General features: G+C 66.4%; 9 protein-coding genes and 2 pseudogenes. 2 read left to right on the forward strand and 9 right to left on the reverse strand.

Going from position 1 to position 16,542, the window contains the following annotated elements:
* The first annotated feature begins 69 nt into the window (after window positions 1–69).
* Window positions 70–6,483 carry an RHS repeat-associated core domain-containing protein gene (locus ACWDEW_RS27780; RefSeq protein WP_450515988.1) on the forward strand — a complete coding sequence of 2,138 codons (6,414 nt, stop codon included), beginning with the start codon at window positions 70–72 and terminating at the stop codon, window positions 6,481–6,483.
* A gap of 663 nt (window positions 6,484–7,146) precedes the next feature.
* Here ACWDEW_RS27780 and ACWDEW_RS27785 read toward each other — a convergent pair.
* The 5 genes and pseudogenes from ACWDEW_RS27785 to ACWDEW_RS27805 form a co-directional block, all read right to left on the reverse strand.
* Complete coding sequence (locus ACWDEW_RS27785) at window positions 7,147–7,248, reverse strand: PASTA domain-containing protein (RefSeq protein WP_450515990.1); 102 nt, start codon at window positions 7,246–7,248, stop codon at window positions 7,147–7,149.
* 231 nt (window positions 7,249–7,479) lie between these two features.
* Window positions 7,480–8,283: pseudogene (locus ACWDEW_RS27790) on the reverse strand (IS5 family transposase); the annotation flags it as partial.
* A gap of 89 nt (window positions 8,284–8,372) precedes the next feature.
* Window positions 8,373–8,783 carry a RacP protein gene (locus ACWDEW_RS27795; RefSeq protein ID WP_450515992.1) on the reverse strand — a complete coding sequence of 137 codons (411 nt, stop codon included), beginning with the start codon at window positions 8,781–8,783 and terminating at the stop codon, window positions 8,373–8,375.
* Window positions 8,784–8,785: 2 nt separating this feature from the next.
* Window positions 8,786–9,694 (reverse strand): DUF6192 family protein, encoded by a 909-nt coding sequence (locus ACWDEW_RS27800; RefSeq protein WP_450515994.1) that lies wholly within the window; start codon window positions 9,692–9,694, stop codon window positions 8,786–8,788.
* Between the two features lie 162 nt (window positions 9,695–9,856).
* The gene (locus tag ACWDEW_RS27805; RefSeq protein ID WP_450515996.1) at window positions 9,857–10,033 is read right to left on the reverse strand and encodes a hypothetical protein; all 177 of its coding nucleotides are present in this window, start codon (window positions 10,031–10,033) and stop codon (window positions 9,857–9,859) included.
* Window positions 10,034–10,064: 31 nt separating this feature from the next.
* Here ACWDEW_RS27805 and ACWDEW_RS27810 point away from each other — a divergent pair, with 31 nt between their 5' ends.
* On the forward strand, window positions 10,065–10,283 hold the full coding sequence (locus ACWDEW_RS27810) for a hypothetical protein (RefSeq protein WP_450515998.1): 219 nt from the start codon (window positions 10,065–10,067) through the stop codon (window positions 10,281–10,283).
* A 54-nt stretch (window positions 10,284–10,337) separates the two neighbouring features.
* Here the strand turns inward: ACWDEW_RS27810 and ACWDEW_RS27815 are convergent, their stop codons facing one another.
* The 4 genes and pseudogenes from ACWDEW_RS27815 to ACWDEW_RS27830 all read right to left on the reverse strand — a co-directional run bounded on the left by ACWDEW_RS27815 (window position 10,338) and on the right by ACWDEW_RS27830 (window position 16,384).
* Window positions 10,338–11,126 (reverse strand): class I SAM-dependent methyltransferase, encoded by a 789-nt coding sequence (locus ACWDEW_RS27815; RefSeq protein ID WP_450516000.1) that lies wholly within the window; start codon window positions 11,124–11,126, stop codon window positions 10,338–10,340.
* 122 nt (window positions 11,127–11,248) lie between these two features.
* Window positions 11,249–11,335 (reverse strand): annotated as a pseudogene (locus tag ACWDEW_RS27820) (helix-turn-helix domain-containing protein); the annotation flags it as partial.
* Window positions 11,336–11,509: 174 nt separating this feature from the next.
* Window positions 11,510–12,313 carry a hypothetical protein gene (locus ACWDEW_RS27825; protein WP_450516002.1) on the reverse strand — a complete coding sequence of 268 codons (804 nt, stop codon included), beginning with the start codon at window positions 12,311–12,313 and terminating at the stop codon, window positions 11,510–11,512.
* Between the two features lie 501 nt (window positions 12,314–12,814).
* Complete coding sequence (locus tag ACWDEW_RS27830; protein ID WP_450516004.1) at window positions 12,815–16,384, reverse strand: NACHT domain-containing protein; 3,570 nt, start codon at window positions 16,382–16,384, stop codon at window positions 12,815–12,817.
* Window positions 16,385–16,542 lie beyond the last annotated feature (158 nt).

The raw sequence follows: 16,542 nt of genomic DNA on the forward strand, positions 1-16,542 counted from the left end.
GGGGCGGTCGTACGCCGCTGGCTGGGCCGTGGCGCACTCGTCACCTCTCTCGCTCTCCTGCCACAAGTCGTGGCTCCCCCGGGCTTCGACTTTGCCGCGCAGGCCCAGTCCCAGACTGTCCGTAAGCCGCTGGAGGACCGGCCCGAGGCGAAGACCGACAAGGTGGGCGTGCTCAAACCCGGCACGTCCAAAGCACCCAAGGACAAGGCCGCGTCGGCATCCCGCGAAACCCGTGAGCGCCTGAAGAAGGCCGCTTGGCCGAAGCCCGGAAGCGCCACCACCTCGGTCGCCTCGACCGGCAAGGCCGCTGTCACCGTCGGCGGGCTCGGCATGACGCTGGCCCAGGAACCTGCCACCTCGGCGGCCAAGTCGGCGAAGACCAGGAAGAACGCGAAGGCCACCGGCCCTGCCGAAAAGGTGGCGCTCAGCCTTCGCTCCGAGTCGGCCGCGAAGAAGGCGGGCGTCAACGGCGTCCTGCTCACCGTCGACCCGGCGGGAGCCGCATCCGAGGACTTCCCCGGCGACAGCGACAAACTCCGGGTCTCCCTTAACTACTCCTCTTTCAGCGATGTCTACGGCGGCAACTTCGGCCCCCGCCTGCGCCTGGTGACGCTCCCGGCATGCGCGCTGACCACCCCGCAGAAGAAGGCGTGCCGCACCCAGACCCCGGTGACGGGCGCGGACAACGACACCCAGTCCCAGACCCTGACCGGCACCCTCCCCTCCAGCACGCTGAAAGCCGGCACCCCGATGCTCCTGGCAGCGGCTGCCGACAGCTCCGGCGGCGGGGGCGACTACGCCTCCACCCCGCTGTCCCCGACCGCGACCTGGGAGGCTGGCGGCAGCACGGGTGACTTCACCTGGAACTACCCGCTGCGGGTTCCTCCGGCGACGGCCGGCCCGGCCCCCAGCCTGTCGATCTCCTACAACTCCGCCTCGGTGGACGGCCGCACCGCCGGAGAGAACAACCAGACCTCGGTGATCGGCGAAGGCTTCTCGATGACCGAGTCCTTCATCGAGCGCAAGTACGCCTCCTGCAGGGACGACGGCCAGGCCGGCAAGGGCGACCTGTGCTGGAAGTACGCCAACGCCACCCTCGTCCTCAACGGCAAGGCAGTGGAGCTGGTCAACACCTGCGCCGACAAGACCGCCTGCGACACCGCGGCCCTGTCCCAGGCATCCGGCGGCTCGTGGAAGCTGAAGAACGAGGACGGCACCCGCGTCGAGCATCTGACCGGAGCCACCGGCAACGGCGACGACAACACCGAGTACTGGAAGGTCACGGACGCCTCCGGCAACCAGTACTTCTTCGGCAAACACCGGATGCCCGGCTGGAGCGACAACGGCACCGCCGCCGACGACCCGGTCACCAACTCCGTATGGACCGTGCCGGTCTTCGGCGACGACTCCGGCGAGCCCTGCTACAAGTCCACCGGCTTCGCCGATTCCTCCTGCAACCAGGCGTGGCGCTGGAACCTGGACTACGTCGTGGACACCCACGGCAACGCCTCCACGTACTGGTACAGCACGGAGACGAACTACTACTCCAAGAACGCCGACACCGCCTTCAACGGCACCGGCTACACCAGGGGCGGCTACCTCAACCGCATCGACTACGGCCTGCGCAGCGACCTGATCTACTCCAAGCCCGCCGCCCAGCAGGTCCGCTTCGACTACGCCGAGCGCTGCGTCGTCTCGGGCGGCTGCTCCAGCCTGACCAAGGACACCAAGGCCAACTGGCCCGACGTGCCCTACGACATGATCTGCGCCAGCGGCACCAAGTGCACCACCCAGATCGGCCCGGCCTTCTTCACCCGCAAGCGCCTCACCGACATCACCACCTCGGTGTGGACCGGCAGCGGCACCACCCAACGGGACGTCGACACCTGGCACTTGGAGCAGAGCTTCCCCGACACCGGCGACGCCTCCTCGGCGAGCCTGTGGCTGAAGTCCATCCAGAACACCGGCAAGGCCAACACCACCACGGCCGCCATGCCACAGGTCACCTTCGGCGGCATGCAGCTGTCCAACCACGTCGAGGGCAGCGGCCCGGACACTCTGCGCTACATCAAGTGGCGCGTACGCACCATCAAGTCCGAGACCGGGTCGACCACCACTGTCAACTACTCCGACCCGGACTGCATCTGGGGCTCCAGCATGCCGGCGGACGTCGACAAGAACTCCCGGCGCTGCTACCCGGTCAAGTGGTCCCAGTCCGGGGCGACCCCGGTCACCGACTGGTTCCACAAGTACGTGGTCACCTCCGTCTTCCAGGACGACCCCTACGGCCACGGCGACACCGGCGAGAAGTACTACGACTACCAGGGCGGCGCCGGCTGGGGCTACGCCGACGACGAGGGCCTGACCAAGGCCTCCAACCGCACATGGTCGCAGTGGCGCGGCTACGGCAAGGTCGTCGAGACTTCCGGCGACTCCGAGGGCCCGCGTTCAAAGAAGTCCACGCTCTACATGCGCGGACTGCACGGAGAGAAGGAACTCGACGGCACCGCGCGGGTGGAGAAGGTCACCGACTCCACCGGTACCGCGGTCGACGACGCCCGTCAGTACGCCGGCTTCGTCCGCGAGACCATCGTCTACAACGGCACCGAAGAACTCAGCGGCACCATCAACACCCCCTGGTCCCACAAGACCGGCAGCCACACCTACAGCTGGGGCACCACCGACGCCTGGATCGTCCAGGCAGGCGAGACCGCTACCCGCACCAAGACCTCCACCGGCACCCGCACGGTCACCCAGAAGACCACGTACGACCCCACGTACGGCATGCCGATGACCGTTGAGGACAGCGGCGACACCGCCAAGACCGGTGACGAGACCTGTGTGAAGACCAGCTACGCCCGCAACACCTCCGCCTGGCTGGTGAATAAGGTCTCGCGCGCCGAGACCTACAGCACTACGTGTTCGGCTGTCCCGGTCGTCCCCGACGACGTCATCTCCGACGTCACCACGGCCTACGACGGCCAGGGGGTCGGAATCGCGCCCACTCTGGGCGAAATGACGGCCACCTACCGGGTCTCCAGCTACGGCGCAGTGGACAAGAAGCCTGTCTACCAGCAGGTCTCCTCCTCCACCTACGACAAGCTGGGCCGGCCGGTCACCGCGACCAACGCCCTCAACCAGACGGTCAGGACCACCTACGTCCCCGACGACACCGGCTACGGCCCGATGACGTCCAAGACCACCCAGGATCCCAAGCTCTACACCTCCACCACCGTGGTGGACCCGGCCTGGGGAACCGCCACCAAGACCACCGACCCCAACGGCAACGTCACCGAATGGGCCTTCGACGCGCTCGGCCGTCTCAAGTCGGTCTGGAAGCCCGACCGTTCGCGCGCGCTGGGTGACGCAGAGAGCATCGTCTACGCATACAGCATCAACAACGACAAGGAGACCTGGGTCCGCACCGACGCCCTCAAGGCCGACGGGAAGACCTACAACAGCTCCTACGAGATCTTCGACGGCCTGCTGCGCTCCCGACAGAAGCAGGTCCCCGCACCGGACGGCGGCCGGGTGATCTCCGAGACCCTGTACGACGACCGCGGCCTGGCCTACATGTCCAACGCCCAGGTCCACGACAACAACGCCCCGTCGGGCACCCTGGCCAACACCTTCCCCGGCTCGGTTCCCGCCTCCACCGAGACGGTCTACGACGCCGCCGCACGCGCTACGGAATCGATCTTCCGGGTCTACGACCAGGAGAAGTGGCGCACCAAGACTGACGACCAGGGCGACCGCACCGCCGTTACCGCTGCCGCAGGCGGCACCGGCACGCTGACGATCACCGACGCCCGCGGCCGGGTCACCGAGCGCCGCGAGTATGGGGGCCCCGCCCCCACGGGCAATGACTACACGCGCACCTTGTATGAGTACACCGCCAGCGGTCAGGTCAAGAAGCTGACGGGCCCGGACGGAGCAGTGTGGACGTACGGGTATGACCTGTACGGCCGCAAGACCACCTCGACCGACCCGGACAAGGGCCAGGTCGACACCGCCTACAACGACGCCGACCAGCCAATCACGGTCACCTCCACCCTCAAGGGCGTCTCCCGGACACTAATCACCGACTACGACGAACTTGGACGCAAGACCGGCACCTGGGACGGGACGAAGGACACCACCCATCAGCTGACGAAGTTCACCTACGACACCCTGGCCAAGGGACAGCCGACCGCCGCGATCCGCTACGTCGGCGGCACCACCGGCAAGATCTACTCCCAGGTCGTCACCGGCTACGATGCGCTCGGGCGCCCCAAGGGCGCCAAGACCGTCATCGCCGCGAGTGACCCCCTGGCCAGCGCCCTCACCGCCGCCGGTGCGTCGCCGACCTTCACCACCTCCACCACCTACAACATCGACGGCACGATCCAGTCCACCTCGATGCCCGCAGTGTCAGGGCTCCCCGCTGAGACCGTCACCAGCAGCTACAACGGCCTCGGCATGCTCACCGGCACCGACGGCATGACCGACTACGTCCAAAACATTGGCTACTCCCCGTACGGCGAGATCCAGGAGACCCGTCTCGGCACCTCCACCGGCGCCAAGCAACTCCAGATCCTCAACCAGTACGAGGACGGCACCCGCCGTCTGACCAACACCCACACCGTCGACCAGACCAACACCGGGTACACCAGCGACGTCGACTACGCCTACGACGCCACCGGCAACATCAAGTCGGTCACCGACCAGGCGAACGGCAAGGACACCCAGTGCTTCGCCTACGACGGCTACCGCCGCCTCGCCGAAGCATGGACCCCGACCTCCAACGACTGCGCCACCGCCCGCTCGGCATCCGCGCTCGGCGGCCCCGCCCCGTACTGGACCAGCTGGACCTATAAGCCCGGCGGCCTGCGCGACACGCAGATCGAGCACAAGGCCAGTGGTAACACCACCACGTCCTACGGCTACCCCACCGTCAACGCCGCCGGCGCCGGCCAGCCCCACACGATGACCTCGGTCACGGTCGGCACCGCAGCGGCCAAGTCGTACGAGTACGACGAGCAGGGCAACACCACCAAACGGTACAGCCCGACGGGCACCGCGCAGAGCCTGGACTGGGACATCGAAGGGGAGCTGACCCGGCTCACCGAAGGCACCAAGACCACCGACTACCTGTACGACGCAAATGGCGAACTCCTGATCCGCCGCGGCCCGGGCAAGACCGTGCTCTACCTGGCCGGTCAGGAACTCCACTACGACACGGCCGCCAAGAAGTTCACCGCCCAGCGCTACTACCCGGCCGGCGACGCCACCGCGGTGCGCACCGAGACCAGCCTGTTCTGGATGGTCGACGACCACCACGGCACCGCATCGATGACGGTGGACGCCACCACCCAGGCCGTCACCCGCCGCTACACCAAGCCCTTCGGCGAGGCACGCGGCGCAACCCCGTCGGCCTGGCCCGACGACAAGGGCTTCCTCGGCAAACCTGCCGATGCCGACACCGGCCTCACCCACGTCGGCGCCCGCGAGTACGACCCGGTCACCGGCCGCTTCCTCTCCGTCGACCCCGTCCTGGCCCCCGAGGACCACGAGTCCCTCAACGGCTACGCCTACGCCAACAACACCCCCGTCACCAAGTCCGACCCGACGGGTCTGCGGCCGATCACAGACTGCGAACGCGGGTGCAGCGACGGCAAGGGCGGCACCTACCGGGAATGGGCGACACCGAGCGCCCATGGGTGGGTTTTCCACTCCACCAAGACCTACACGCAGAGTTATGGAAGCGGCACCCTGACTGTCACCGTCAGCACTGGCGGGGGACACGCGTCAGCGACGGTGGTGTTCAAGAACGGGCCAGATCCCGTCCCACTGAAGAAGGGCAGCAACCTCAAGACCAACGTCGTGGGGCATTTGGCAGGTATAGGCTACGGCCTTGACGAGGTGAGCGACCTCGCCAATCCATTCTGCTGGTTCGATTCAGGTTCCTGCAGTGCCACTGACGACACGAAGGCGGCCTACGACGGGTGGGCGAGTGCTGCTGGAGCGGATACGGAATCCAGTCTCTACACGGCGGCGTTTGAAAACGGTTCACTGGCCCCGGCGTTGGCCCTCGGCGGAAAAACTCCCGAAGAGAATTCTCAGATCAGTCTCGCTCGTCGAGGCGTAAATACAGGAGCCTTCACCGGACTTCAGGTCGCCATGCAGAAGCGTGTGGTCAAGTTCATAGCGGAGGCCGCCGGTGTCGGGCTCGACGGCGTCAAGGTCAAAATCAACCGAGACTCCGGGCTGATCGGCAAAAGCTTCTACGGTCACACTGCTCCGAACAGGACCATCACCCTGTATCCGGATGCGTTCACTTCAGAGGAGACTCTTGCCGCGACGATAGGCCATGAACGCACGCATGTCATGCAGATCGATCTTTACGGTCCCCCCGCAGATGAAACAGCAAGGAGGGCCTATGAGAGTGCGGCCTACGGCATCGAGGAACAATTCGTGAACTACTTCAACGGAAAGCTGAAGTGATGAGTGATCGGCAGACTTGGCTAAAGGCGCTAGCCGCTGCTCGCGAGTCCGGCGAGACCAATCACATCTCATGTCCGAATTGTGGTCGATCTGAGCTGAAGATTCGCTACATCGTCGACAGTGAGAGTCGAATCGGCTATGTCTTGTTCTGGTGTGAGGCGTGCCTGCACGGTGTCTCAGTGTCGCGTGTACGTGCTCCAGAAGGAATTCTGACGTATGCCCTTGACGATCCAACGTCGACCGACGGCGTACCAGAATTCATTCATCTAGAGTGAGGGTCTTGCGGATTTCCGAGGAGCGCATGACGCAGATCAGCCCTAACGGCACTTCGTAGCATTCCGCGCGCCCGATGCCTACCTACCTGTCTCAGGAGGGCATCGGGCGCGCGGTTGTCCAGCTATCTGTAATACCGAGTTCGACAACGCGGTGTGCCGCTGGTGCTCTGCCCAGCCTGGACACCGACCGGCTGCCGACAGCCTTCGGGGAGTGGGTGGACCGCAAGCTCAAGCGGCTCGGTTCCCAGCACATCGCACGGGCGGCGGCCATGGGCACCGAAGCGGTGGCGTCATGTCCCGGCTCACCCGCTCAGGCGGTAGGTCACACAAGCGTGCCGGGGCCGCGGTCTTCGGTCCCACGAGGTAGGGCGGTGGGGAGTTGTTGGGGTCAGGGGCACTGGGCAGGCGGGGCGGGCTTCTTGCCGAGGGTGATGGAGACCGAGGATCCCGGGAGGAGTACGGTGCCCGCGTCCGGATTCTGCTTGGTCACCCGGTTGACGTTGTCGCAGTCGACGGAGGTGCTGACGCCACCAAGTACGTATCCGGCGGCTGAGAAGCTGTGTCACATCTTCTTTCCGCAGGTCGTGGCGTATGTAAGTGAGGGTTGATCGTTGTTTCCGTTCGGTTCGGCGTCCGGCGGACGCCGAACCGAACGGAAAATGGGAGATCGTCAGGCGACTGCCGCGAGGGGAGTCGGGGCCACCTCGGTTCGGCGGTTCCTGCGGGTGAGGCGGCGGGTCATGAGGGTGATGAAGGCCCACTGGATGTGGGCTTCGGCGTGGGACATGAGGCGCTCGTAGTCGCGTGCGTTGCGGCGAGCCCGCATGGTCCACGAATTCGACCGCTCAACCACCCAGCGTTTGGGCAGCAGGACGAAGCCCTTGGCGTCCTTGGGCCGGGAGACGACCTTGACGGTGATGCCGAGGGTGCTCTGTGTCCAGGTGGCGAACTCCTCGCCGCCGTAGCCGTTGTCGGCCCAGACCAGCACGATCTCGGGGTGCTCGGTGTGCAGGCGGGTGAGCAGGATGCGGGCCGCGTCGCGGTCGGTGACGTCGGCGGGGGTGACGAGGAGGTCGACGAGGAGGCCGTCCTGGTCGACCAGAAGATGACGCTTCCTCCCATTGATGTGCTTATTCGCGTCGTAGCCCCGAGTCGCTTTCGAGACGGTCTCGGCGCCCTTGACGGACTGGGAGTCGACGATCACCCGGACCGGCCAGGGACACCGGCGTCGCCGGATACGAAGCCGCCGGCGGAGGTGGTCGAGGACGTGCCGCAGGACGCCGGCCTTCGCCCAGCGGGCGAAGTAGCCGAACACGGTGCGCCAGGGGATGCCGAAGTCGGCGGGCAGCGCCCGCCACTTCGCGCCGTTGTCGGTGATGTAGCGGATCGCGTCGACGACGCGCCGGCGGGGCCACTTCTCCGGGGCCCCGCCCCTGGCGGTCCGGCAGGCGGGAACCGGCAACAGCTGTTCCAGGAGAGCCCATTCGAGGTCGCTGGTGTCGGACGGGTAGTGGTAGCGGGGCATGTCGAGGGGCATGGCGGGGTGGCGGGCCGCGACCGGTGCGGGGAGCCAACTGCGGGGCGGTCGCGGCCCGTCGCCTTCCTCGGACGAGGTCACTCCAGGTTGGCGAGGAGGTGCAGGGTCGACTCGATCGCGCCCATCCTGGCCATGACCGTGCGGATGTAGGGGTCGTCGGGCCTCTTCTTGCGGTGCGCGAGGAGGATGCCCTCGATGAAGTTGACGATCCGGTGGTGGGTGGACTCGAAGAACGCCCGCTCGTAGCCGATCCAGATCTCCGGCGCGTCCTCCAGCATCCGATAACCCCAGGTCCTGTCCCAGGTGATCGGCGGCAGGCCTTTCGCAGCGGCGACCTTGCGCAGATGACCGAGGCCGGTGTGGACCTGCGCGCGGGTGCGTTCGGTGGCCGCCATCAGCTGGACGACGGTCAGTCCGGCGGGGCGGGCCTCCAGGAGGGCGGACAGGATGGCTTCGGCGTGGACGTGAGCGGGAACGCCCCGCCCCACGGCTACTCGCCCGAGCCCTTCAGCAGCTTTGCGAGCTGCTCGTCGAGGTCGACCTCGCCGCGGGTGACCGCGTTCTCGATCCAGTCGGCCGACGCCCGCACCCTGGACAGGCCGTGCAGGACCGTCTCGCGTTCGGCGTCGTCGAACGGCGTCCCGCGCAGGTTCGGCACGATCCTGCCGGCGGTGACGACGAACTGCGTGCAGGCCGCGACCAGGTCCATGAACTGGACGCTGTGCTCCATCCGCGCCAGCTGGGGCAGCGGCGCCGCCTCGTCCTGCACGAACGCGGCCTCCTGACGGAAGCGGTCGAACTGCGCCTCGTTCACGGCGTGCCGGGCGGTGTCGTCGGCCATCGCCTTTGAGGCGACCGCGGGCCGGCGCAGGAAGTCCGTCGTCACCTTCGCGGCGACCTGGTCGTCGGCGGCGAGATCGTGGATCGCGTCCACCTTCTCCTGGACGCTCTCGGGGGTGTCGACCTTCCAGCCCACGATCCGCTTCGCGCTGTCGTGCGTCCAGCGTGCCGGACCCCCGCGCGGATGCGCCGGAGGGCTGGCGACCGCCTCGAACCGCTCCTTCTCGTCCGGGATCGACGCGAGGATCTTGTGGATCGTGTGGGAGACGTCCGCGCGGCGGTGCTCCTTCGGCCAGCGCGAGGCCACCCACCGGTAGTCCCGCACCGTCGTGTAGGCGAGGCCGACGTCCTCGGCGAACATCCGCAGGGCCTCGCTGACGGTGAACAACTCCTCGCTCCCCGACGGGTTCACCCCGCCGTGGACGCGCATAGGCTCGATCTCCCCGGCCGCGTCCCCCAGCCGCCACTGCACGGAGCTCATCTCCGCGACCCAGCCCCGGCCCAGTTCCACGAGCTCGTCGTAGCGCTGCCGGGTCACACTGCCGACCATCCCGGTCATCCGGACACCACCCCACGAGCCCCCGGGGACGACAACCCGACCCGTGCCGGCAACTCGCCCTGGAAACCCTCCACTTCGCACGATCCGACCGCCTCGCCCCCGGCGGGAAGAGCGTACGGACCCGGCGCCCGAAGCGGCCCCACGGTCCGGCGGCGTGCGGGCTCACCCCTCGTCGGCCCGCGCGCGCCGCGCGTGCCAGGCCCGTTTGCGGCAGACGGGAGAGCAGTAGACCGCCGAAACGAGGCGGTCGACCCCGACCGTCCACTCCGCCCCGCACTGCGGACACACCGCCGTCACGCCGGCCGTCACCGCCTCGGCCCGCGCCCTGGTCCGCCGCATCCGCCGCCAACTCCTCGACCGGCACGCGTCCTTGCATAACACCGCCGTCGCCTTCGCCGACGGCATCAACGGCATCCCGCACCCCCGGCACAACCTCGGCCCGCCCTCGTCGGCCGCAACGGCGACCAACCGCAGCCGGGGCACCTTGTCACCGCCCATGCTCTTCACCGTACGAAGCAAGGACAGGCTCCGCGAGCCCCCTGAGTTCCTGCTCAAGCATGACGTGACCTGCCCGAACAATCCTCAATGATCTGGACCGACGCCTCCCTGGAGACAACCGGTTCACCACGCCATCACATAAGCCCTAGCCCGCCTGCAGGACGAAGAACAGGAAGCACAGGAAGCGCGGCGTGGCCGTGATGGCCTCGGGGAACAGCTCGCGGGCGGCGGGATCAGGATCCGGCTCGCTGATGACCGTAATCCGGAAACCGGCCCCGCTGAATGCCTCGGTCATCGCGTGCAGCGGCCTGTGCCATCTGCTCACCAGAGCGGTCTGGCCGCCCACGGTCCACTCCACGGTCCACTTGGTGGTGTCGAAATAGTCGCACTCGCCCTCACGACCGGCCTCGCGATGTATGAGGTTGACGGCAAAGGGATGGTCGACAGACACGATCAGCCGACCGCCCGGCCTGAGGACGCGTCGCAGCTCGGCCAGCGCCGGCCCCCAGTCCTCCAGGTAGTGCAGCACCAGGGACGCCACCACATCGTCGAACGTGTCATCAGCGTAAGGAAGCCGACTGCCCAGGTCCGCCACCTGTAGATCCGCACCGTCACCGAGCCGTCGCCGAGCCAGCTCCAGCATCCCGGCACTCGCGTCGAAGCCACTCACCACGGCGCCACGGTCGCGCAGCTCGGCAAACAAGGCCCCCGAGCCGCAGCCCGCGTCGAGGATCCGACGGCCAGCCACGTCTCCAGCGAGGGCCAGCATCGCGGGCCGCTCGTAGTAGGCATTGACCAGGTTGGTTTCGTTTGCGGCCGTATACGCCTCGGCGAACCCGTTGTAATCGTTGGTCTTCGACGAATCCACACCCACAGAGGACGGCGACACCAGCCTCGTGGAAATCGCGTGCTCCTGGCGCTCGCTTGAGATCATGGTGCGGGAGACGTGCGCTGCACCAGTTCGGTTCCGGATCGCTCCCGATCGCCCTCACATCCTGGAAGATCCAACGAGCAGTGCGTTCAAGCGTCATGTCATGTCGGCCTCAGGAACAGGCACTCAAAGCAAGCCACAGCCTGGAGTCGGACCCGCTCCCGCGCGGCCCTCTCGGCGTCAGTCAAGCCGCCACCCTGCGGATATCTCACCGCATCAGGACTACCGAGGCCACCTGCGCGCTGTCCGGCGAACAGCCCGACATCATCCGATCAAGTTAGTAGACTCCGAAAGGGCCCCACGACCAGGGCATATGGAGAAGTGCAACTGGAGTATTAGTTGGCTGGCGTACGGGCTGCTGGAAATCGTGAAGTTTGTCTCGACCGTCAGCTGCCACGGATCGTGTTCAGAAGGTCCAAAAACTGATGTGCCCTTCGCCCGTAAAGCAGGACGAGGATGGCGACCCCGCAACCGCCAATAACGTAGGCGCTGGCCCCATCGGGAATATCAAGAAGACCCACGCCTACGCCACAAGCTGCCACTAGAGCCGCCGCCGCTGCGAGTCGGAGCGATTCCCAATCACGTGCTGGCGTGAGATTGCTATCGATGTCCTCGGGGTCGAGAAGTGCGCCGATACGCCCTTCGGTGGCTCGCTCACCAATCTTGGTGAGGAGGTATGCAATCCTGGTCAAAGCCGCAATACCATCGCTATCGATGAGGGACTCAGCTGCGCGGAGGGCAGCTACGACGAGGCCAGCATGGCGCTTAAGCTGATGGTTTCGGTGTGATCGTTGAGGTGTATATCCGCTGGTGCGGCGCAGGCTCATAACTGACACTTCTACCTGCTTCAAGCATTCGGCAAGGTGAATCATTTTGCGAGGGCGATTCTTCCAGGAAGCCTGGCGAACCTCTATGCACGCAGAAATTGCTTGTGCCGCGTTGTATGTGGTCTCACAGCGACGTCGCGTGCGGGTCGTCTTTGAAAGTGACCACCTTAACCCAGTGACTGTTCTAAAGGCAAAAAATAACGGAGCCAACAGAATGGCGGAATAGATTGCGGCGAATGCCACGGCTGAAAATACGGGAGCCACTAGGGTTGCGCTATCGAAATGTGCGTTTTGGATGTCTTCCCAGTGGCGCAAAGAAGTGTCAGTGAAGCCCATGTAAGTGTTGGGTATATCACCGGCCATGGTTTGATGTATAAGAGTGTCGCACCATGTGGAAGCAAGAATTACCCACCCCAACAGGATGAATGGGGTCGTGATCCTTCCGGACGTCCCAGCCCGTAGTGCTACCCGTACGCGCCGTGAGGGCCGTGGCATCCCTAAGGCGTGAAGGTCACGTTCCAATTGATCAACGATCTTGTCACCTGCCTGGCGGCGCTTTTGCCGCACTCGCTGTCGCACCGCTGCAATCACAGCTAGATCATGGCAGCCACTTCATGATTTCCGGGACAAGATTCGACGTAACAGTCCGATGCCAAGTCTTTGGCGTGGTCGTGCTCCCTGGTCTAGCCCCGAGGCGTACCGACAGAGAGCGGGGACGTGCGCTGTTTCGCGCTGACCAGGCTCTGCCTCCGGTGCTCCCAGCATGAGTAGGTCCCTTGAAGCCGGTGCGCAGCAGCTGTGAGTGGGTTCCGGATGCCCGCATGGTGTTGGGTGGAGTGGGGCGACGCCGGGCGTCGCGGCTGTTCAGCCCGCCCTCACGGCCCCGGCCCGGGTCTTGATGAGCTGCCGTAGGCCGTTCAGTAGCCGCTCGTAAAAGACAGCGGGGGCCGCCGCTCCGGGAGCCGTCCGCAACCGCTCGATCTGCTGCATTCGTCGCCGGATCCAGGGCACTTCCTCCCGGGCGAGCTGCCGTTCGAACTCCTGCTCGTGCCCGCCGGCGGCGAGGGCTTGGAGCATCGCGGCGCGAAGTTCAGGCTCGGGCGCGTCCGTCGCTTGCGGGTCGGTGACGAAGAGAGCGGCGTATTCAGGGTGATCGGGCCACCACTGTGCCATCCAGAGCAGGGCGTAGCCGCGTACCTCGTCGTCCCGATCGGCAGAAGCGGCGCGGAACAGCAGCTCCCTGGCCTCCAGAAGGTGCGTGCAGTGCTTGGTCAGCGACTGGAGAGCGGTCAGCCTGAGTTCGGGGTCCGGATCGCGTTCCGCGCTTTCCACGAGTGCGGCTGTCGCCGTGGGATCGCCGCCCCAGGACTCGCCGAGCACCTGCATCGCGGTCCGCCGCAGGATGTGGGGGGACTGGACACAGTCGATGAGGAAGTTCCGTGCCTGGATGTCGTCGCTGTGGCCTGTGGCGCACAGAGCGGTCTCTGCAACATCCTTCAACCACTCCATGGAGGGCCGGAGCTCCGTGAAACGCGCGAAGCGCAGGGCGTCCCGCATCAGCAGCTGGAGGTCCTCGGGATGCTTCCGTAGCCACGAGGTCAGCCTCTTCTGGCCGCCCACCACCTTGTGGTCGTCGAGCAACGTGCTGAGCTCGTCGAACCCGCGGGGCCGGCGGGACCGCCAGGCCGCCATCGCCGCAGCCAAATCGGAGCCGAGCCTGGTGACACTTCTCCGGGGAATGTAGGCGCTGTCACGCGATGCAGGAAGCGCGCGTGCCTCGCCGCCCTCCTCTTCCGGTTCCGACAGTAACTTGGCCCGCAGCGCCGCCGCCGTGGCCCGTACCGCATCGAAAACGTCCACTTGCGCTCGCCACCGCAGGAAGCAGACAGTCTCGTCATCCGGGTGGCGGCGCGCCAGGGCATTCAGCGCTTCCTTGCGCACGCCGGGCGTGGATTCGTTGATGGCGCGGGCCTGGAGGAATAGCCGCAATTCAGCGGCTCCTTCGTGCTCGATCGGGCGGGTACTTAGGGCCTGCAGGGCGGCGATGCGGACCCTATCCTTGTCTCGCACGGCACTCGTCTTGATCGCCTCCGTGACGGTGGCGATCGTCGGCCACCGTTCGCCCAGCACCGTGAGGGCTCCGGCGCGGGCGCTCGGGTGCCGGGCAAACCGCGCGTACGCGATGACGGCGGAGAAATCACGGTGGAGCGCGCTGGCAAGCTGAGCGGGGACGCGGGTCCCGATGAACTGGCCCCACACGTGGAACCAGGTTAGATAGCGGTCGCGCCCCGCCCAGTTCTCACCGAAGGAAGCTAGTGACGGGGACAGTTGGTCGACCGCGAAGTACGGGTATTCGTGGAGGGCTGCCGTGAAGCTCTCGCTCCCAGTGCTCAGGGACTGGGTGATCCCGTCGACCACCGCGACGCTTTGGGTCTTCAGCGTCCAGACCTTCTTCACCTCGGCCAGTGTCTGGAGGGCCAAGACGAGTCGCTCCTTGCGGTCGGTGAAGGGTGCCGGCCGGACGAGGCTGTCCACCAGCGTCCCGGTGTCGTGCTCCCGGAGCTTCCCGGCGACCAGCAGAATCACCTCGTGCCAGGCGGTGTCCTCGGTCCTCGGGATGAGGACCTCGGAGACGAGTGCTTCGGGGGTCCACTCCCGTTCGTGTTCGTAGCGGTGGACTATGTCCGCCGCGGCCAAGTACTCCAGAAACGTGCGGTGCACGAAGCCCATGGCGCCCCCGCCGTACCGGGCAAGGATGAAGTTGCGCTCCCGGAGCTGCTGGACCATTGCGCGGGCGGCGCGACGCGCGACGTCCGGTCGAACGTCGCAGAGCTGGAGGTACTGGCGGAAGACGTCCTCAATGTCTACTTCGGGCACGTAGTTACCCGAGATGCCGTCCGATCCCTCCTGCATCCTGCGAGCGAGGAGCCGCAGCATCTCCAGGCGTTCGGTCTGGCCGAGCAGGTCGAGGGCGTCGGCGACGGGACCCGACAGTGGAGCCGTCAGATGCTTCGCGTCCCGGTCCCAGCGGGCGACGAGCACGGTGACGGCGTGCTGATATACCTCGTGCCGGTCGCGCGGCAGGGTCTGCCGGCGGCCGAGGATGGCAAGGATGGTCAGCAGGAGCGGGTTCCCAGCCAGTTCGCGAACTGACCGCGAAAGAGCGATCGCTTTCTTAAGCCGGGTGACGAGCATTTCGGTGAGTGCGGGCTGTCCGGGGCATGTCGTCGTGTACCACCGGCCCGCGAACTCGTGGACGCGAGGGGTGTCCAGGTCCTGGATCATGTAGTGGGCGAATTCCGCCCCGTCCAGCGTCTGCCGTTGGTAGCCGATGACCCGGGACGTGACGAGTACCCGGCAGCGCTCGTGGTGAGCGGCGAAACCGGCGATGCGGCGGGCCGTCTCTGCCCGGAACTCTGGCTCGAAGATCTCGTCGAGCCCGTCGAAGACGACGAGGACGCGTCCCTCGTCGAGAAGCCGGCGCAGGACGGGGAGCGGAAGCCCCATACCTTCGGTGGTCCACAGATGTGCGATGAAGTCCGCAAACGACTGCTGCCGCCACGCCGGCTGCGCGTAGTGCCGCAGCTCCACGATGAGGGCGATCCGGCCCGCGACGGCGGCTACGGGCCCATCGGGATGCAGGTCACCGGTCATGGCGAGCGCGAGGTAGTGCGCAAGGGTGGACTTACCGGCCCCTGGGTCACCGAGGAGCACGACCCGTTGGCTGCCCTCCCGTTCAAGGACGTCGAGCACGTCCTCTGCGGGCTGACGGCGGTACGACTCCGTGAGGGAATTGAGTAGCTCCAGGTCGAGACTCGGTGGCAGTTCCCCGTCCGCGGCCAGCTCCTTGCCCTTGAGTAGCTTGCTCAAGAGTTCCCGAGAGAGCTCCACTTGCGGCGGGTTGGCTCGGACAGTCGGCACGACGAAGACCTCGCGCATCTCGACACTTGGCTGCACGCTCTGGTCGTTGTCGGGCGTTAGGACCTCCAGGTCGAGATTTCCGTACGTTTCCCGGACACGGCGCGCGTAGGTTGCGAGCGCCTGGTTGACGGCGGCGTCTCCCTCGTTCTTGGCAGCGGCATCCCGGCCGTCGTCCCGGCTATCCTTCCTGGCTGCTTCGAGGAGCGTGACGAGTTGCTGGTGCCGGTTTCGCCACAGCTCTCGGCCCACCAGGGAGCCGCTGACTGGATCGGAAGGCGGGGCGCAGCGGACGCACGCGTCTAGGACGGCCTCCACGGTCTCCCAGTCTGGGGGCCTGACGAACTCGCCCTTCAGGAGTCGGTGAACACGCGACTTGCTGAGGGTCCGGCCGTCCGATGACGGGGTGCGGGCGCTCATCCGCTCTAGCGCAGCCGCGCTTGGCGCGCCCGCCGCCCGGTGCACCTCCCGGAGCCAGCCGGTGAACTGCTTCCGTGTCTCGTCTCCCAGGTGCAACGCCGCCCCTCCCCGGCGTCCCGGAACATCCCGGGGCGCCCCGCATTCCGACCCTCAGCCTAGGCTGCGGCCTGCGGCGACGAGGCCGGTATCCCGATTCGATCCGAGTTGCACCACCGGCCGTCCGGGCGGCGGAAGGTGCTCCCGTCACTACAAAA

It is taken from the genome of Streptomyces sp. NPDC001100 (genome assembly GCF_053598575.1).